This window comes from Nonomuraea sp. NPDC049309 (genome assembly GCF_043196965.1).
GTDB lineage: Bacteria > Actinomycetota > Actinomycetes > Streptosporangiales > Streptosporangiaceae > Nonomuraea > Nonomuraea fastidiosa.
In genome coordinates, this window is sequence record NZ_JBICSH010000006.1 from 227,364 (window position 1) to 245,022 (window position 17,659).

Sequence of the window (17,659 nt, forward strand, 5' to 3'; positions counted from 1 at the left end):
GGTCACGCCCCAGCGCGTCGCGCGCACCGGCTCCATCGCAGCTCAGGGGACGCGACGCGCAGCGGACGCCCGAGGTGGGCGGACCCCTCCGGCGGCGGCGATAGCCTTGACGGGTGCGTATAGCGAGGTTCTCCACAGGCGAAGGCGTCTCGTTCGGCGTGGTCGAGGGCGGTCCAGGCGAGGAGTTCGTCTCCACCATCTCCGGCCACCCGTTCGGCCAGGTGCAGTTCACCGGCGAGCGGTTCCCGCTCTCCCAAGTGAAACTGCTGGCCCCGATGTTGCCGAGCAAGGTGGTCGCCATCGGCAGAAACTACGCCGAGCACGCGGCCGAACTGGGCAACGAGGTGCCCGAAGAGCCGCTCATCTTCATGAAGCCGTCCACCTCGGTGATCGGCCACGGCGAGAACATCGCCTACCCCACGTCGCTGTCCGACCGCGTCGACTACGAGGGCGAGCTCGCCGTCGTCATCGGCAGGCTCTGCCGCGAGGTGCCGGTCGAACGCGTCAAAGACGTCATCTTCGGCTACACGTGCGCCAACGACGTCACGGCCCGCGACCTGCAGAAGAAGGACGTGCAGTTCACCCGGGCCAAGGGCTTCGACACGTTCTGCCCGCTCGGGCCGTGGATCCAGACCGATCTCGACGCGAGCGACCTCGCGCTGACCACCACGGTCAACGGCGAGATCCGGCAGAGCGGCCGTACGAGCCAGCTCATCCACGACATCCCCGCGCTGGTCGCGTACGTCAGCGCGGTCATGACGCTGATCCCCGGCGACGTCATCCTGACCGGCACCCCGGCGGGCGTCGGCCCCCTGCAGATCGGCGATGAGGTCAGCGTCGGCATCGAAGGCATCGGCACACTCACGAACAAGGTGGTCTCCCGTGACTGAAGTACGGGTGCGGTTCGCGCCGTCCCCAACCGGCATGTTTCACGTGGGCGGCGCGCGTACGGCGCTGTTCAACTGGGCGCTGGCCCTGCAGTCGGGCGGCCGGTTCGTGCTGCGCATCGAGGACACCGACGCGTCGAGGAACCGTCCCGAGTGGACGGAGGGCATCATCTCCGCCCTCGACTGGATCGGCATCAACGGCTCCAACCCCGCCTTCGAGGGCCCCTACTTCCAGTCGGCGTACGAGCCGCAGCACCGCGAGGCGGTGGCCAAGCTGCTCGCCGACGGCCGCGCGTACTACTGCGACTGCACCCGCGAGGCGCTGGTCGCCCGCACCGGCTCCGAGCACCGCGGCTACGACGGCCACTGCCGCGAGCGCGGCCTGACGCAGGGCGCCGTGCGCTTCCGCACCCCCGACGAGGGCGTCACGGTCGTAGAGGACCTCGTACGCGGGAACGTCGAGTTCCCCAACGAGGCGCAGGAGGACTTCGTCATCGCCCGCTCCGACGGCTCGCCGCTCTACGTGCTGGCCAACGCGGTCGACGACATCACCCAGAACATCACCCACGTCGTACGCGGTGAGGAGCACCTCGGCAACGCGGCCAAGCAGATGCTGCTGTGGCCCGCGCTCGGCGCCACCCCGCCGGTCTGGGCCCACCTGCCGGTCATCGTCAACGAGCAGCGCAAGAAGCTGTCCAAGCGCCGCGACAAGGTGGCGCTGGAGAGCTACCGCGACGAGGGCTACCTCCCCGAGGCGATGGTCAACTACCTGATGCTGCTCGGCTGGGGCCCCGGCGACGACCGCGAGATCATGCCGTGGTCGGAGATGGTGCCGCTGTTCCGGCTGGAGAACGTCAACTCCGCCAGCGCGTTCTTCGACGAGAAGAAGCTGCGCGCGTTCAACGGCGAGTACATCAGGGCGCTGCCGCTGGAGACGTTCGAGGAGCGCTGCGCGCCCTTCCTCGACCCGTCGTGGGACCGCGAGCTGTTCAGCAAGGTCGCCGCGCTGGCCCAGACCCGCATCTCGGTGCTGTCGGAGATCCGGCAGAACGTCGACTTCCTCTTCCTCGACGAGCCCGTCTTCGACCAGGCGTCGTGGGACAAGGCGATGAAGAACGCCCCCGAGGAGATCCTCACCGGCTACCTGGAGCGCCTGGAGACCGTGAGCTGGGACCCCGAGTCGCTCAAGCAGGCGCTCGAGGAGGTCGGCGCGGCCCAGGGGCTCAAGCTGGGCAAGGCGCAGGCGCCGGTCCGCGTGGCCGTCACCGGCCGCACGGTGGGCCTGCCGCTGTTCGAGTCGATCGAGGTGCTGGGCCGCGAGCGCACGATGGAGCGGCTGCGTGCCGCCCTGGCCCGCCTGCGCGGCTGAGCACGTTCTGTCATGGCTACGGCCGGCGCGATGTCTTCCACCGCGCCGGCCGTAGCGCGTTCTAGTCCAGGCCGCGGCGGGCGAGCAGCGGCCCGATGCCGGGCTCGCGCCCGCGGAAGTTCTTGAACGCCGTCAGCGGGTCGAGGCTGCCGCCCTTCGACAGCAGCTCGCGGCGGAAGTGGTCGCCGTTGGCCCGGGTGAGCCCGCCGTTCTCCTTGAACCACTCCACGCTCTCGGCGTCCAGCACCTCGCTCCAGATGTAGGAGTAGTAGCCGGCCGCGTAGCCGCCGGAGAAGATGTGCGCGAAGTAGTTGGTCCGGTAGCGCGGCCGGATCAGCGGATACGCGATGCCCGCCGCCTCCAGCGCGGCCGCCTCGAACGCCTCCGGGTCCTCCACGGTCTCGCCGGGCGCGAGCTTGTGCCAGGCCCAGTCGAGCAGCGTGGCGGCCAGGTATTCGACGGTCTTGAAGCCCTGGTTGAAGGTCTCGGCCGCCTTCAGCTTCTCGACCAGCTCGGCCGGCATCGGCTCGCCCGTCTCGTAGTGCTTGGCGTAGTTGGCCAGCACCTCGGGCCAGGTCGCCCACATCTCGTTGACCTGCGACGGGTACTCCACGAAGTCGCGCGGCACCTTGGTGCCCGACACGCGCGGGTAGCGCACCTGCGAGAACAGCCCGTGCAGCGCGTGGCCGAACTCGTGGAAGGCGGTGGTGACCTCGTCGTACGTCAGCAGCGTCGGCCCCGAGGCCGGCTTGGTGACGTTGAGGTTGTTCATCACGACCGGCTTCGTGCCGAACAGGAACGACTGGTCGACCAGGTTGTTCATCCACGCGCCGCCGCGCTTGTTCGGCCGGGCGTACGGGTCGAGCACGAACAGGCCGAGCGGGCTGCCGTCCTCGTTCGACACCTCGAACACGGTCACGTCGGGGTGGTAGCCGCCGAGGTCGGGCCGCTCGGTGAAGGTGAGGCCGTACAGCTTGCTCGCCGCGAAGAACACGCCGTCGCGGTAGACCCGGTTGAGCTCGAAGTACGGCCGCACGGCCGCGTCGTCGAAGTCGTAGCGGGCCTGGCGCACCTTCTCGGTGTAGTAGGGCCAGTCCCACGGCTCGATCGGGAACCCGGCCTGCTCCGCCAGCGCCTCGGCCTCCTTCTTCGCGTTGCGCATGGCCGGGCCGACGAGCTGGCCGAGCATCTCCTCGACCGCCTCGACGGTCTTGGCGGTCTGGTCGGCGACCACGTACGCGGCGTGGTTGGGGAAGCCGAGCAGCGCCGCACGCTCGGCCCGCAGCGCCGCCATCTTGGCCGCGATCTCGAAGTTGCCGGGGGCGCGATTGACGCTCAGCTCGTACAGGCGGCGGCGCACGTCGCGGTCGGTGAGCTGGGACAGGCCGGGCTGGGCGGTGTAGTTCAGCAGCGGCAGGACGTACGTGCCGTCGTCCTTGCGCAGCGACTCGATCTTGGCCTCGTCGAACCCGTCGAGCTCCTTGGGGTCGGTCACGACCAGCGCCGACTCCGTGGTGGCCTTCAGCAGGCTCTGCGCGAACTCGGTGGACAGCCGCGACAGCTCCTCGTTGAGCTCGCGCAGGCGCTCCTGCTCGGGCTCCGACAGGTCGGCGCCGGCCCTGATGAAGTCCTGGCGGTACTTCTCCAGCAGCCAGGACTCCTCGGGGTCGTCGGTCGTGACCTGCTTGATGCGCTCCCACAGCCGGCGGTTGAGCCGGATCGCGTCGCTGTGCCGGGTCAGTTGAGGGGAGATCTGCTTCTCGATCTCCATGATGCCGTCCGTGGTGTTGGACGAGGCGATGCTGAAGAAGACCGTGCTCGTGCGGTCGAGGATCCTGCCCGACCGTTCGAGCGCTGCGATCGTGTTCTCGAACGTCGGCGGCTCGCTGCTGCCGGCGATGGCTTCGACCTCCTCGAGCTGCTCCGCCATGCCGCGCTCGAAGGCGGGCAGGTAGTGCTCTTCCCGGATCGCGGCGAAGGGCGGCAGCTCGTAGGGCAGATCGCTTGGGGCGAAGAACGGATTCTCGGCCAACGCTTGGGCTCCTCCACGTGGTGTTTTGTCCCCTTCAGCTTGGCACGGCCGGGGAGCCGGTGGGAGCGGCGGAGGGCGGCCGGAGGATTCGTTTTGGCCTTAGCCCCGGAGCTGGGCTATTCTTTCGGACGTCGCCAAAGCGCTCCGCAAGGAGATCGCAGCGGTGGGGTATGGTGTAATTGGCAGCACGACTGATTCTGGTTCAGTTAGTCTAGGTTCGAGTCCTGGTACCCCAGCATCTGAACGGATGTCTCCTAGTGAGACGTCCGTTTTTTCATTTCGCCAGCCGATGCAGAATTTCGGAGATCTCCCTGTACGCCTGCCTTGTCGGCGCGTGCGAGGTGGCCACCGAGAAAACCCTGAACCGGTTGCCCGGCGTGGCCGCGTCCGCCTCCCTGATCATCCGGTCCTGCAGCGCGACCGGGATCATCCGGTCCTTGGTGTGGCGGATGTAGACCCGGCGCACCCGGCCCCACCGGTCCCTGCGGCCCCGGGCGTCGGCGCCCTGCACGAGCATGCTCTCGTCCGGCAGCAGCCCGTTCAGCAGGGCCAGGAACTCGCCCTCGCTGCCCTCGTCCATGAACGCTTTCTTGGCCGCGTCCAGGAACTTCGGGTTCGCCGAGCGCCAGTTGATGCGCACCGCGCCGATCGCCGAGGGATCCGCCACGATGCCGTCCACCAGGCTCGCCGCCAGGCTCGTCCGCCCCTCAGGGGTGGTGGCGTAGTCGTTGGGGGAGCGCAGCCGGGTGCAGCAGTACGCGGCGTCGTACACGAGCGTGTCGATCAGGTCGGGCACCTCGTCGGCCACCTTCGTGATCGTCGCGCCGCCCAGGCTGCCGCCCACCAGGATCACCGGCCCGTACCCGGCGACCCGGCGCACCACCTTGACCGCCGCCTCCACGTAGTCGTCCAGCCGCACCTTCGCCATCGGCGACTTCAGCGTGGCCAGCGCCTTCAGGTCCTGCGGCGCCTGGTAGGCGCGGTGGAACTGCCCTTCGTGCGCGTGCCCCGGCAGGTCCACGGCCACGGTGCGGTGGCCGCGCAGCGCCAGCTCGGAGTCGGCGGTGGCGCCGCCGTTCGAGCCGGTGACGAAGACGTACGTGGTGACCTCTTTCTTCGGCCGCGCCACCGGCGCGGCGGCCGCCGCTCCGGCACCGGCGGCGGCGAGCTTGAGAACCGTTCTGCGAGTCGTGTCCTTCATGCCGTCGATGCTCGCCCTGACGGGGCCCGCCGCACATCGCCCGACCGGCCGCGAAAGCGGTGGACGGCGGCCATCCACCGATCGGTCGATGCTGTGCCAGGCTCGACACCATGACCGGTCACGAACGGACCGCCGCGGCGACGGCGGGGGAAGGGCGCGAGCGGTGGGTGTTCGCCGGGCTGGGCTACGGCCTGCTCGCGCTCGGCTCGCTCATGACCGTCCTCGGCGTTCCACCGGCGGCGAGCGCTCCTGGCCGCCTGCCGTCCTGGCTGGCGGGCCCGATCGCCGTCTGGACGTCCCAGGAGCCCGCTCAGGAGCCCTCCCGGGGGGATCCGGTGGTGGCGGCGTGGGAGAGCGTGCCGTGGCCGTTCCTGGCGCTGCTGGCGGCGGTGTGGCTGGCGCCCGTCGCGTGGCTCCATCCGGTACGTGAACGGCGGCGGGCCCTGGTCGCCGGCCACTTCGCCGTCCTGCTGGCCATCGCCGCCGGGCTGACGCTCAAGGCGCCGGGGTTCGTGGTGTTCGCCTCGATCGGCTACCCGCTGGCGATCGGCATGCTCCCCGCCCGCCTGGTCATGGCCGGAGTCACGCTGACCGCCCTCGTCTCCGTCGCCGCCCAGGCCGGGCCGGGCGACCGCGACACCCTGCTCACGGTGCTCGCCGGCGTGGCCGTGCCGCTCGTGGCCGCGGGCTGGTACGTCGCCGCCGAGCACGACAAGCGCCGCCGCCTCGTCGAACGCCTGCGCGCCGCCATGGACGAGAACGCCGAGCTGAACGCCCGCCTCCTCGCCCAGGCCAGGCGGGCGGGCGTGCTGGACGAGCGGCACCGTGTCGCCGGTGAGATCCACGACACGCTCGCCCAGGACCTCGTGGCGCTCATCGGCCGGCTCGACGCCGCCCGCGCCGTCGCCGGGCCCGGCCGCGAGCACCTCGACAAGGCCGCCGAGCTGGCCCGCCGCGGCCTGGCCGAGACCCGCCGCTCCATCAGCGCCCTGCGCCCCGAGCCCCTGGAGTCGGCCGAGCTGCCCCAGGCCCTGCGGCACATGGCGGACTCCTGGGCCGAGACGTCGGGCGTGGACATGCGCTTCGAGGTCGCGGGCACGCCCGTCGCCCTGGCCCCGGAGGTGGAGTCCGCCCTGTTCCGCATCGCCCAGGAGGCACTGGCCAACGTCGCCAAGCACGCTCAGGCCACCAGGACGGCTCTCACCCTGACGTACACCGACGAACTCGTCCTGCTGGACATCCGCGACGACGGGCGCGGCTTCGTCCCGCAGCGGCGATCTGACGGCTTCGGGCTGGACGGCATGCGCCAGCGGGCCGGCGGCGTCGGCGGCACGCTGACCGTCGAGTCCGAGCCGGGCTCCGGCACCGCGATCGCCGCCGCCGTCCCCGTCATCCCGCCACCCGCCGAGACCGCAGAACGGTGATGAGACACTGCGACAATCGTCACCTCGGGAGGGAGCCTTGATGCCGGTCCAGGTGCTGATAGCCGACGATCATCCGATCGTGCGCGACGGCCTGCGCGCGGCGCTCGCCCGCGAGGCCGCCGGCGACATCTCGGTGGTGGGGGAGGCGGGCGACGGCGAGGAGGCCGTGCGCCTGGCCGCCGAACTGTCGCCCGACGTCATCCTCATGGACCTGCGCATGCCCGGCATGAACGGCATGACCGCCATCCGGCGGCTGGCCGGCACCGGTCCCCGGGTGCTGGTGCTGACCACGTTCGACAACGACGTACTGCCCGCGCTCGAAGCCGGCGCCGCCGGCTACCTCCTCAAAGACGCCCCGCCCGCCGAGCTCGTCCGCGCCGTCCTGGCCACCCACCGCGGCGAGACCGTGCTCGCCCCCGCCGTCGCCGGCCGCCTCGCCGACCAGGTCCGCAGGCCTGCCCGGGGGCAGCTCAGCCCGCGCGAACTCGAGGTCCTGCGGCTGGTCGCCGAAGGCGCCACCAACAAGGAGGCCGCCGCCGCCCTCTTCATCAGCGAGGCCAGCGTCAAGACACACCTGCTGCACATCTACGCCAAACTGGACGTCCGCGACCGCGCCGCCGCCGTCGGCGAGGCCTACCGCCGTGGCCTCCTGACGAGCTGACCCGCCCCGCCCTCCTGACGAGCTGACCCGCCTCGTTCTCCTGACGAGCTGATCCCCGCCCCCGGCCTGAGCCCGGACCTCCCCGGCCGCCCACCGTCCCACCGCGCTGACCGCCTGCTCCATCCCTCGCCGGAGGGTGGCAGGCTCCTGACGGTCACCAGCCACCGCAGCCGCCGACCACACCGTCGCGCCCCTCTTCGGTCCCTCGCCCGAGGGGCGCCTGCTTACGGCCTCCGGCTGACCGCGTCGATGACTGCGCCTTCGTGCACCCCATTCGGCTCCTTGCCTGGTGGGCGGCTTCTTGCGGTCTCCGGCCGATCGCGTCGATGACTGTGCCTTCGTGCACCCCACTCGGCCCCTCGCCTGAGAGCGGGCAGTTCCAGGCGGACACCTGGGCGAGCGCAGCAGATGACCGTCCCCTGCGTTGCGACCGGCGCTCGCATCTGCGTGTGCGGTGCGGCCGGTGGGTGGTCGGCTCGGTCCGGCCGACTGCCGCTGACCGGCGCACGGCCGCTGACCGGCGCAATCGCCGGCCGGCGCGCGGCTTGGGGCGGCTCACCCCCTCCAGCCGGCGGAGGCGGCGCCTGGCGGATGGCCGGAGTGATGCACGGTGATGGTCGTCACACGCGAGGCACCTGTCGTGCTGCTGCCCTCCGCGCCGGTGACTCGCGGTGGAGTCGAGCTCGTGCTGCGGTCTTCGGCCGGTGGGGTGCGGCGGTCGCGTGCTCGCGGTGGCGTTGTGGCTGTGGACTTCAGCCGGGGACTGCTGGTGACGGGCGGCGGTGGGCATCCGAAGGTGGTCAGTTGCTCACCGTGATCAGTTGGTGGCGGTTCGGTAGGGTGGGCCGCCTTATGGTGGAGTTTCGACCCCGGGGGGGTCCCGCGCTTTCTTGCGCCGTTCATCGCCCCGCTCGTCCTCTTCTTCGTCGTCATCCTCCTCCTGGGCGCGATCTTCACGAACAGCACCGCGCTCGGCATCGTGATCGGCGCGCTCGCGACGGGCGCGCTGGTCGCCGTCCTGGCCGTCAAGCACCGCGACCTCACTCAGGGCACCGTCGTCCGCTTTTCGCCAGAAGGCGTCGAGCTGGCCGACCGCATGGGTTTCCGGGTGTGGCTGCGCTGGCCCGACATCACCCGGATCGACGTCGTGGACACGCAGCTCGCCGATCCCCGCAGGGTCGGCAGGCCGGGCGGTGCGCGGGCCCGGGTGGGGGCGCTGCGCTCGGTCGGGCTCATCGGCTGGGGGCAGCGTACGGTGCCGCCGCGCATTCCGGCCTGGATGCGCGACCGCCTGGCCCGCGTGCCCGTGGACCCGGCGACGGGCCGGCCGGAGGTGACGATTCCGCTGGGCGAATTCGACCCGGTGTGGCAGCGCGGACCGATGGGGGATTGGGTCCGCCGCTACAGGCCCGATCTGATGGGCCATTAAGCGGTTTGGAGTGGTCTTCGAGGTGCGGTAGAGTTACCTGCGTCGCCGGGGCGAGCCCCCGGCACACGCAGCTTGTGGACAGGGTCCCGTCGTCTAGTGGCCCAGGACGCCGCCCTCTCAAGGCGGTAGCGCCGGTTCGAATCCGGTCGGGACTACCACTGCACGCAAGCACACCAAGGTCCCGTCGTCTAGTGGCCCAGGACGCCGCCCTCTCAAGGCGGTAGCGCCGGTTCGAATCCGGTCGGGACTACTGTCAGCAGCAATCAGCTCCGGTGCTCATCACCGGGGCTTTTTGTTTTGCCGGCATGCTCGCCTGCTCGCCTGCACGGCGACACAGCCCACTTCTGCGCGTCCCACCGACGCGTTCCACGGCGACCGACTTCCGCGCGTTCCACCGGGGCCCACTTCGTGGCGGGCGCGCGCCTCTGCGCCGGTCTCCGCTGGGCGGGCGTGTCCGCCCCTGCCCCCGGTTCCGCCGGCGGGTCGCGCTGTGCTTGTGCCGGCGGTCGGCGTCCGCCTCCGCTTCCGATGGGAGGGGGTGCTCGTCATTGTGCCCGTGTCCGTCCGCGTGCCTTCGCTCCTGCGGGGAAGCGTGGTGCGGCCTCACCCCGTCGGCCGGTATCCGGAACCTCTGATGAGGCCGGTGGGTGCCGTCGTGGCGGTGAGGCCGGACGGCACCCACGCGGGTGTCACTTCTGCTTGGAACGGGCCTTGAACAGCGCGCGCCGCGCCGCCTTGGCGACCTGCTTGTCGGGGTGGACCTGCGAGATCAGGTCGAGCAGCTCCTCCACGTGTGCGTGCGGGATCTTCCAGATCACGTCGAGCAGGTTGCCGACCATCTCGGGCCCGATCTCGCGCAGGCTGCTGACGAACTCGGCGCGGCCGAGCCCGGCCGAGATCGTCCACATGTCGAGGATGAGCCAGTGGGTGTCGTCGGGGGTCGGCTCCGGCGCGCCTTCGACGCCGAGCTGGCTGAGGTGAGTGGCCGCGTACGGGCGCAGCGACGGCTGGTCGAGCGCCGCCTGCCAGGCGGGGATGGCGGCCTCGCCCAGGGTGCCGACCACGCTGGCGGCCTGCACCCTGATGAGCGCGTCGCTGTCGTCTTCGGCCGCGGCGGCCAGCAGCTCCTCGGCGGCCTTGGCGGGCTCGCGCAGCCGCATCCAGGCGGCGAACTCGGCGTCGGCCTCGTCCTCGGGCAGCTCGGCGCTGAGCGCGAGCAGCTCGTGGGCGCTCATGGAGTCGATCGCCGGGCGGGCGTCCACCTCGAGGTCGGCGTCGTCGATCAGGTGGACGACGCCTTCGGTGCCGAGCGGGGTGAGGCGCAGCACGTCGCCGTCGCGCTCGACCATGCCGTAGCCGGTCAGCCACTCGATCGAGGAGGCGAGCGGGTCGCCTGCCGCCTCCCAGGCGTCGGTGCCCAGCTCGTCGAGCTCGGTGGCGGCCTCCTTCAGCTCGCGGGCGAGCCCGTCGAGCTCGCGCGAGCCGCCGGCGAGCAGCAGCCGGACGAGCAGGCCGCGGGTCAGGCCGGCCAGCGCCATCGTGAGATCGTCGTCGTCGAGCTCGGGGTCGCCGTAGTCGACGGAGTGGATGCCGAGCATCCAGGCGTCGAGCACGTCGTCGTCGTCCTCGAACGGCCACTCGGCGGTGTCGTCCTGGACGGTGACGGTGCCGCCTTCGCCGGGTTCGAGGAACTCGAGATCGACGGCGAGGTTCCAGAGGTTCCACAGCTCGGGAACGGCCTCGGAGACGGGCCCGTCGGTCTCGGGCTTGGGCAGCCCGACGGCCTCCAGCGCCTCCAGGACCTCGGCATCGGTGAGCAGCGTCTCCTCGCCCACCTTGCGTCCCGTGCCCACCCACACCGCGAGGTCGCGGGCCTTGGCGATGAGCGGCACCCGGCGGGCCGCCGCGGCGAGCTCGGCGTCGGGGCGCAGCCTGACCGTGTCCAGCTCGGCCAGCTCGTCGGCGAACGGCTCGAAGTCGCCGAGGTCGCCGGCCTCGTCCTCCTCGTCGCCGCCCTCGCCGTCCTCGATCAGCTCCTCCATGAGGTCGACGAACTCGTCCTCGACGTCGTCGAGCTCGGCCTGCAGATCGGCGAGGGAGTCCGAGTCCTTGTTGAGCCGGCCTGTGCTGGACAGGAAGGTCAGGTAGGCGTCGACGGCCGGGAGCATCCCGTCGGCGGCCGCGTCGGGGTCCTCCACGACCTTCGGCATGCGGTCGAGCAGCAGGTTGCGCAGGTCGGCGCGCTTCCACGTGCCGAGGTCCTGCGAGAAGGCGAGACGGTGCCACAGCGCGGCGGGCCCCACCAGCTCCGGGTCGCTCTCGGGCGCGTTCGTACGCGCCCACACGATGAACTCTTCGAGCAGGGGTCGCAGCTCAGTGGCGGCTACCTCGATGCGATCTGTCACGCACTCAGGCTAGTGCGCCCGCGAGGCTGTCGGCTCCCGAAATACCGCCTTTTACTGATCATGACGAGCGGCGCATGGCCTCGGTGATCCGCTCGGCGGCGGCCATGACGGGCACCGCGTGGAGCCTGCCGGGCGCCCTCGTCAGCCGCTCGATGGGCCCCGAGACCGACACGGCCGCGATCACCTTGCCGCCCGCGCCCCTGATCGGCGCCGAGACGCTCGCCACGCCCTGCTCGCGCTCGCCGACGCTGTGGGCCCACCCGCGGCGGCGCACGGAGGCCAGGGTCGCTGCGGTGAACTTGGCGCCGCGCAGGCCGCGGTGCAGCCGGTCGGGCTCCTCCCAGGCCAGCAGGATCTGCGCCGCAGAGCCCGCCGTCATGGGCAGCGCGGATCCGACGGGTACGGTGTCGCGCAGGCCGCTGGCCCGCTCGGCGGCGGCCACGCACACGCGCTCGTCGCCCTGGCGCCGGTAGAGCTGGGCGCTCTCCCCGGTCAGGTCACGAAGCTGCATCAATATGGGTCCCGCGACCGCGAGCAGCCGGTCCTCGCCGGCGGCGGTGGACAACTCCGACAGCCTCGGTCCGAGGACGAACCGTCCCTGCGTGTCGCGGCTCACGATGCGGTGGTGCTCAAGGGCGACGGCCAGCCGGTGGGCGGTGGGGCGGGCCAGACCGGTGGCCTGGACGAGCTGGGCCAGTGAAGCGGGTCCCGCTTCGAGGGCATTGAGTACAAGAACCGCCTTGTCGAGTACTCCGACTCCGCTAGAGTTGTCCATACACCGATACTGCAGTCTCGACATATGAGAAAGCAAGTCGGAGATTCTCAAGGAGGAGATCATGGGCCGCACACTGGCCGAAAAGGTCTGGGAGCAGCACGTAGTCCGTCGTGCGGAGGGCGAACCGGACCTGCTCTATATCGACCTGCACCTCATTCACGAGGTGACCAGTCCGCAGGCGTTCGACGGGCTCAGGCTCGCCGGGCGCAAGGTGCGACGGCCCGATCTCACCATCGCCACCGAGGACCACAACGTGCCGACCGTGCTCGGCCCCATCGCCGACCCGGTGTCCAAGACGCAGGTCGAGACGCTGCGCAAGAACGCCGCCGAGTTCGGCATCAGGCTCCATCCGATGGGCGACGACGGCCAGGGCGTGGTCCACATCATCGGCCCGCAGTTCGGGCTCACCCAGCCCGGCATGACCATCGTGTGCGGCGACTCTCACACCTCCACGCACGGCGCGTTCGGCGCGATCGCGTTCGGCATCGGCACCTCCGAGGTCGAGCACGTGCTCGCCACGCAGACGCTGCCCGCCTACCGGCCCAAGACGATGGCCATCGAGGTCAGCGGCGAGCTGCCCGTCGGCGTCACCGCCAAGGACCTGATCCTGGCCATCATCGCCAAGATCGGCACCGGCGGCGGCCAGGGCCACATCGTGGAGTACCGCGGCGAGGCCGTGCGCAAGCTCTCCATGGAGGGCCGCATGACGATCTGCAACATGTCGATCGAGGCGGGCGCGCGGGCCGGCATGATCGCCCCCGACGAGACGACGTTCGCGTACCTGAAAGGCCGCCCGCACGCGCCGAAGGGCGAGCTGTGGGACCAGGCGGTCGAGCACTGGAAGTCGCTGTGCACCGATGAGGACGCCGTCTTCGACAAGGTCGTGGAGATCGACGCCTCCACGCTGACCCCGTACGTCACGTGGGGCACCAACCCCGGGCAGGGCCTGCCGCTGGGCGAGTCCGTCCCCTCGCCGGAGAGCTTCTCCGACCCGGTCGAGCGCGCCGCCGCCGAGCGGGCCCTGGAGTACATGGGGCTCACCGCCGGCACGCCGCTGCGCGACATCGAGGTCGACACCGTGTTCGTCGGCTCGTGCACCAACGGCCGCATCGAGGACCTCCGCTCGGCCGCCGAGATCCTGAAGGGCCGCAAGGTCAAGACCCGCACGCTGGTCGTGCCCGGCTCGATGATGGTCAAGAAGCAGGCCGAGGAGGAGGGCCTGCACGAGATCTTCCAGGCCGCGGGCGCCGAGTGGCGCGCGGCCGGCTGCTCGATGTGCCTCGGCATGAACCCCGACACGCTCAAGCCGGGCGAGCGCAGCGCCTCCACCTCCAACCGCAACTTCGAGGGCCGCCAGGGCAAGGGTGGCCGCACCCACCTGGTGTCGCCGCAGGTCGCCGCCGCGACCGCCGTCACCGGCCGCCTCACCGCACCCGCCGACCTGTAAGGGAGACCACGTTCCATGGAAGCCTTCACCACCCACACCGGTACGGCGGTGCCGCTGCGCCGCAGCAACGTCGACACCGACCAGATCATCCCGGCCGTCTGGCTCAAGCAGGTCAGCCGCACCGGCTTCGAGAAGGGCCTGTTCGCCGCCTGGCGCGAGGACCCGGAGTTCGTGCTCAACGACCCCGCCTACGAGGGCGGCTCCATCCTGGTCTCCGGCCCCGACTTCGGCACCGGCTCCTCCCGCGAGCACGCCGTGTGGGCGCTGCAGCAGTACGGGTTCCGCGTCGTGATCTCGGCCCGCTTCGGCGACATCTTCCGCAACAACGCCACCAAGATGGGCCTGCTCCCGGTCGTCCTGCCCGGCGAGAAGGTCGAGGAGCTGCAGGCCGCCGTCGAGGCCGACCCCAAGCTCGAGGTGACCGTCGACCTGGTCGAACGCCAGGTCCGCTGGGGCGGCAAGACGGTGCCGTTCGAGATCGACGACTACACCCGCTGGCGGCTGATGGAGGGGCTCGACGACATCGGGCTGACCCTGCGTCACGAGAGCGAAGTGGCGGCGTACGAGAATGGTCGGCAGCCATGGCTGCCGACGACCGTCTAGAAGACGACGAACTGGCGCGGCGGCTGCGCGATGCGCACCGCCGCGTCCGCATGCTGCCCGCCGACCGCAGGGAACGCCTCGCGCGCCGCTATCTCGCGATCTGCGACCTGGCCAAGCACGACCGGGAAAGGGCCGCGATGCGTCTCGAAGCGTTTCTGCGCGCCCTTGACGAGGCTTTCGACACGCCACGTAACGAAGAAAACCCGCTCGGTGATTGAGTTCAAACGCGATCCCGCCTACTTTCAGAGCCCGTAAGGGGTTTCTACGTCGAACTCGTGAGCTGGAACCCCGAGCCGTAACTGGGGGAGCAGGACTTTCATGAACAAGCGAGAACTCGTCGAGGCCATCGCGGATCGGGTGGGCGACAGGAAGACGGCCACGGAGGCCGTCAACGCGGTCATCGACACCATCCAGAAGGCCGTGGCCGGCGGCGACAAGGTCTCGATCACGGGCTTCGGCGCGTTCGAGATGGTGAACAAGCCCGCCCGCACGGCGCGCAATCCGTCCACCGGCGCGGAAATCAACGTGCCGGAGAGCTGGGCGCCCAAGTTCCGTCCCGGTTCCGATTTCAAAGAACTGGTGAACGAGGGCGGCAAGAAAATCGGCAAGAAGAAGTAAATACAGCGGACCGCTGAACGCCCGGGCCACGCGGCCCGGGCGTCCGCGTGTCCGGACGCCTCAGGACGGGACCGCGAAAGCGCCTGGGGAGGGGCCGGGGCCTCAGGAGGTGAAGGCTTCGGGCACCGGGAACGTGGACAGCGTGATGTAGGTGATCTCGCCGTCCCTCATCCCGAGATTGACGCGCTGGCCGGAGCGGAGCAGCCGCAGCGGGCCCGCGTCGAACGCGGCCGTGCCGAACGGGAGCACGGCACCGTCGTCGAGGAAGACCGTGCCGGAACGGGTGGCCTGGTCGAAGCTGCGTACGGTCGCCTGCACGCCACCAGCTTAAGCGCCGCGAGGGATTCACGCGGGGCCCGGATCGGCCTCCGGCCACAGCTCGGCGACCACGGCGGCGGTGTGCCGCCCGAGGCCGAGCCGGATGGCGGCGCGCAGGTCGTCGGGGGTGTCCACGTCGCGGCGCACGGAGTCGATGCCCGGCACGCACAGCTCCTTCGCGCCGCCCGCCAGGTGCTTGGCCCGTGACTCCCCGCCGAACCTCGGCGTGAACGGCTGCCCCGGCCGTACCCCGTAGAACGTGGTACCGACGTCGAGCGCGTCGGGCACGAACGCCTGGTCGAACTCGGCCGCCGCCTCCAGCGCCACCGCCAGCTCGGCGGGGCGCAGCGCGGGCAGGTCGGCCTGGAGCGCGCCCACCGCGTCATCGGGCGCGAGGCGTACGGCGTGCGCGGCGCCCGTGCGCAGGGCGGTGTTCAGCCCCCGGTCGGGATCCGGCACCACATCGGCGCCCAGCGCGGCGAGCGGCCCCGCGGCGGCGGGGTCGGCCGTCACCACGATGACCCGCGCGACCGGCGGGCAGGCGAGCGCGGCGGCCACGGTGTCGCAGGCCACGGCCACGGCCAGCCGCGTGCGATGCGGCCCCGTCGCGGCCGCCAGCCGGGTCTTCGCCGCGACCAGCGTCTTCACCGGAATCACCAGGGACCAGCGGATGCTCATAGGGTAAGCATCGCGCCTCGACAGCCCGCGCGGCGAACCGGGAGACTTGGGGCGCATCCCGTACGTGTTGGAGGAAGACCATGAGCCGCCCCACGAGACCACCGCGTTTCTGGGAGACCCTGGCAGTCATCGTGGTGAAACCACTGTCCTGGCTCCTGGTCAAAAAGGACTGGCGCAACGGCGACCGCATCCCGAGGACCGGTGGCGTGATCATCGCGGCGAACCACCTGTCGTGGACCGATCCCGTGCTGCTGTCGCACTTTCTGTACAACCACGGCCGCTGGCCGGTCATCCTGGCCAAGTCGGGGCTGTTCAGGGTGCCGTTCCTCGGCCGGGCCATCTCCTCGCTGCTCGCCATCCCCGTCGAGCGGGGCAGCAGCGAGGCCGCCAAGTCGCTGCGCATCTCGGAGGAGCGGCTGGCCAACGGGTGCGCGATCCTCTTCTACCCGGAGGGCACCTGCACCCGCGATCCCGACCTGTGGCCGATGGTCGGCAAGACCGGCGCGGCCAGGCTCGCGCTGAAGACCGGGACCCCGGTCATCCCCGTGGCCCACTGGGGGGCGCAGGAGCTGCTGCCGTACGGGGCCAAGCGGCCCAGGCTGTTCCCGCGCAAGACGTTCCGCGTGGCCGTGGGGCCGCCGGTGGACCTGTCGAAGTACGCGGACAAGCCGCTGCGCGCCGACGTGCTGCGCGAGGCGACGGCCGACATCATGGCGGCGGTCACCGAGCTGCTCGCCGAGCTGCGCGGCGAGAAGGCCCCCGAAACCCCTTATGACCCGTCGAGGCGGTGAGCGCATGACGAAGGCAGCCGTGTTCGGCACGGGTTCATGGGGCACCACGTTCGCGATGATCCTGGCGGAGGCGGGCAACGAGGTCACGCTGTGGGGCCGCAGGAAAGAGCTGGTCGAGGCCATCGACCGTGACCACGCCAACCCCGACTACCTGCCCGGCGTGCCGCTGCCGCCCTCCATGAGGGCCACCACCGACCCCGAGCGGGCGCTGGCGGGCGCCGACTTCGTGGTGCTCGCGGTGCCGTCCCAGCAGCTGCGGCCCAACCTCGCGGCGTGGAAGCCGTACATCCCGCCGCGCGCGGTGCTGGTGAGCCTGATGAAGGGCATCGAGCTCGGCACCACCAAGCGGATGAGCGAGGTGATCCGCGAGGTCGCCGAGGTGCCCGACGAGCGGGTCGCCGTCGTCTCCGGGCCCAATCTCGCCCAGGAGATCGCGCACCGCCAGCCCGCCGCGACCGTGGTGGCCTGCACCGACGAGGGCGTGGCCGAGCGGCTGCAGGCGATCTGCCACCTGCCGCCGTGGTTCCGCCCCTACACCAACCCCGACGTCGTCGGCGTCGAGCTGGGCGGCGCGGTGAAGAACGTCATCGCGCTCGCCGTCGGCGTCTCGGCGGGCATGGGCATGGGCGACAACGTCAGCGCCATGCTCATCACGCGCGGCCTGGCCGAGATCTCCCGGCTCGGCGCGGCGCTCGGCGCCGACCCTCACACCTTCGCCGGCCTGGCCGGCATGGGCGACCTGGTCGCCACCTGCACCTCCCCGCTGTCGCGCAACCGCACCTTCGGCGAGAACCTCGGGCGCGGCATGACGCTGGAGGAGGTCGTCGCCGCCACCAAGCAGACCGCCGAGGGCGTCAAGTCGTGCGAGTCCGTGCTGGAGCTGGCGCGGAAGCACGACGTGGAGATGCCGATCACCGAGGTCGTCGTCGGTGTCGTGCACGACGGCATGTCTCCGGCCGAAGCGGGCATGCTGCTGATGTCACGCTCACCGAAGCCGGAACGATACGGGTTGTGAAATGAC

At 70.9% G+C, this 17,659-nt stretch carries 17 protein-coding genes and 3 tRNA genes; 14 read left to right on the plus strand and 6 right to left on the minus strand.

The window, feature by feature from the left end:
* Window positions 1-113: 113 nt before the first annotated feature.
* Both ACGFIM_RS32680 and gltX read left to right on the plus strand, forming a co-directional pair.
* The gene (locus ACGFIM_RS32680) at window positions 114-890 is read left to right on the plus strand and encodes a fumarylacetoacetate hydrolase family protein (RefSeq protein ID WP_393208344.1); all 777 of its coding nucleotides are present in this window, start codon (window positions 114-116) and stop codon (window positions 888-890) included.
* A complete protein-coding gene (gene gltX / locus ACGFIM_RS32685) occupies window positions 883-2,256 on the plus strand; it encodes a glutamate--tRNA ligase (protein WP_393208347.1) in 1,374 nt (457 codons plus the stop codon). Before ACGFIM_RS32680 ends, gltX begins: the two co-directional genes overlap by 8 nt.
* A gap of 61 nt (window positions 2,257-2,317) precedes the next feature.
* Here the strand turns inward: gltX and ACGFIM_RS32690 are convergent, their stop codons facing one another.
* The gene (locus ACGFIM_RS32690; protein ID WP_393208350.1) at window positions 2,318-4,288 is read right to left on the minus strand and encodes a M3 family metallopeptidase; all 1,971 of its coding nucleotides are present in this window, start codon (window positions 4,286-4,288) and stop codon (window positions 2,318-2,320) included.
* 164 nt (window positions 4,289-4,452) lie between these two features.
* On the opposite strand from ACGFIM_RS32690, the gene ACGFIM_RS32695 reads away from it, so the two are divergent.
* A tRNA-Gln gene (locus tag ACGFIM_RS32695) sits at window positions 4,453-4,524 on the plus strand.
* 38 nt (window positions 4,525-4,562) lie between these two features.
* On the opposite strand, the gene ACGFIM_RS32700 is transcribed toward ACGFIM_RS32695, so the two are convergent.
* Complete coding sequence (locus ACGFIM_RS32700; protein ID WP_393208353.1) at window positions 4,563-5,489, minus strand: alpha/beta hydrolase; 927 nt, start codon at window positions 5,487-5,489, stop codon at window positions 4,563-4,565.
* Between the two features lie 110 nt (window positions 5,490-5,599).
* Here ACGFIM_RS32700 and ACGFIM_RS32705 point away from each other — a divergent pair, with 110 nt between their 5' ends.
* From ACGFIM_RS32705 to ACGFIM_RS32725, 5 genes are all read left to right on the plus strand, one after another.
* Window positions 5,600-6,913 (plus strand): sensor histidine kinase, encoded by a 1,314-nt coding sequence (locus tag ACGFIM_RS32705; RefSeq protein WP_393208356.1) that lies wholly within the window; start codon window positions 5,600-5,602, stop codon window positions 6,911-6,913.
* Between the two features lie 40 nt (window positions 6,914-6,953).
* The gene (locus tag ACGFIM_RS32710) at window positions 6,954-7,574 is read left to right on the plus strand and encodes a response regulator (RefSeq protein WP_393208359.1); all 621 of its coding nucleotides are present in this window, start codon (window positions 6,954-6,956) and stop codon (window positions 7,572-7,574) included.
* Between the two features lie 979 nt (window positions 7,575-8,553).
* Window positions 8,554-9,003, plus strand: coding sequence for a hypothetical protein (locus tag ACGFIM_RS32715; RefSeq protein ID WP_393208362.1), 450 nt, complete (start codon window positions 8,554-8,556; stop codon window positions 9,001-9,003).
* An 82-nt stretch (window positions 9,004-9,085) separates the two neighbouring features.
* Window positions 9,086-9,161, plus strand: a tRNA-Glu gene (locus ACGFIM_RS32720).
* 19 nt (window positions 9,162-9,180) lie between these two features.
* A tRNA-Glu gene (locus tag ACGFIM_RS32725) sits at window positions 9,181-9,253 on the plus strand.
* A 439-nt stretch (window positions 9,254-9,692) separates the two neighbouring features.
* On the opposite strand, the gene ACGFIM_RS32730 is transcribed toward ACGFIM_RS32725, so the two are convergent.
* Both ACGFIM_RS32730 and ACGFIM_RS32735 read right to left on the minus strand, forming a co-directional pair.
* Window positions 9,693-11,408 (minus strand): hypothetical protein, encoded by a 1,716-nt coding sequence (locus ACGFIM_RS32730; protein ID WP_393208365.1) that lies wholly within the window; start codon window positions 11,406-11,408, stop codon window positions 9,693-9,695.
* 58 nt (window positions 11,409-11,466) lie between these two features.
* On the minus strand, window positions 11,467-12,183 hold the full coding sequence (locus ACGFIM_RS32735) for an IclR family transcriptional regulator (protein ID WP_364058936.1): 717 nt from the start codon (window positions 12,181-12,183) through the stop codon (window positions 11,467-11,469).
* 61 nt (window positions 12,184-12,244) lie between these two features.
* Between ACGFIM_RS32735 and leuC the strand changes: the two genes are divergently transcribed.
* The 4 genes from leuC to ACGFIM_RS32755 all read left to right on the plus strand — a co-directional run bounded on the left by leuC (window position 12,245) and on the right by ACGFIM_RS32755 (window position 14,851).
* Window positions 12,245-13,630, plus strand: a complete 1,386-nt coding sequence (gene leuC / locus ACGFIM_RS32740; protein WP_393208368.1) for a 3-isopropylmalate dehydratase large subunit — start codon at window positions 12,245-12,247, stop codon at window positions 13,628-13,630.
* Between the two features lie 15 nt (window positions 13,631-13,645).
* Complete coding sequence (leuD, locus tag ACGFIM_RS32745) at window positions 13,646-14,233, plus strand: 3-isopropylmalate dehydratase small subunit (protein WP_393208371.1); 588 nt, start codon at window positions 13,646-13,648, stop codon at window positions 14,231-14,233.
* Window positions 14,212-14,451, plus strand: a complete 240-nt coding sequence (locus ACGFIM_RS32750) for a hypothetical protein (RefSeq protein WP_393208374.1) — start codon at window positions 14,212-14,214, stop codon at window positions 14,449-14,451. The genes leuD and ACGFIM_RS32750 overlap by 22 nt, the downstream gene beginning before the upstream one ends.
* Before the next feature lie 100 nt (window positions 14,452-14,551).
* A complete protein-coding gene (locus tag ACGFIM_RS32755) occupies window positions 14,552-14,851 on the plus strand; it encodes an HU family DNA-binding protein (protein WP_364058924.1) in 300 nt (99 codons plus the stop codon).
* Between the two features lie 102 nt (window positions 14,852-14,953).
* Here the strand turns inward: ACGFIM_RS32755 and ACGFIM_RS32760 are convergent, their stop codons facing one another.
* Both ACGFIM_RS32760 and cofC read right to left on the minus strand, forming a co-directional pair.
* Window positions 14,954-15,169, minus strand: a complete 216-nt coding sequence (locus ACGFIM_RS32760; protein WP_364058921.1) for a hypothetical protein — start codon at window positions 15,167-15,169, stop codon at window positions 14,954-14,956.
* Window positions 15,170-15,196: 27 nt separating this feature from the next.
* A complete protein-coding gene (gene cofC / locus ACGFIM_RS32765; protein WP_393208378.1) occupies window positions 15,197-15,847 on the minus strand; it encodes a 2-phospho-L-lactate guanylyltransferase in 651 nt (216 codons plus the stop codon).
* A 131-nt stretch (window positions 15,848-15,978) separates the two neighbouring features.
* Between cofC and ACGFIM_RS32770 the strand changes: the two genes are divergently transcribed.
* Together ACGFIM_RS32770 and ACGFIM_RS32775 are read left to right on the plus strand one after the other, a co-directional pair.
* The gene (locus ACGFIM_RS32770) at window positions 15,979-16,638 is read left to right on the plus strand and encodes a lysophospholipid acyltransferase family protein (protein ID WP_393208381.1); all 660 of its coding nucleotides are present in this window, start codon (window positions 15,979-15,981) and stop codon (window positions 16,636-16,638) included.
* Window positions 16,639-16,642: 4 nt separating this feature from the next.
* Window positions 16,643-17,653 (plus strand): NAD(P)H-dependent glycerol-3-phosphate dehydrogenase, encoded by a 1,011-nt coding sequence (locus ACGFIM_RS32775; RefSeq protein WP_393208384.1) that lies wholly within the window; start codon window positions 16,643-16,645, stop codon window positions 17,651-17,653.
* The last annotated feature ends 6 nt before the right edge of the window (window positions 17,654-17,659 follow it).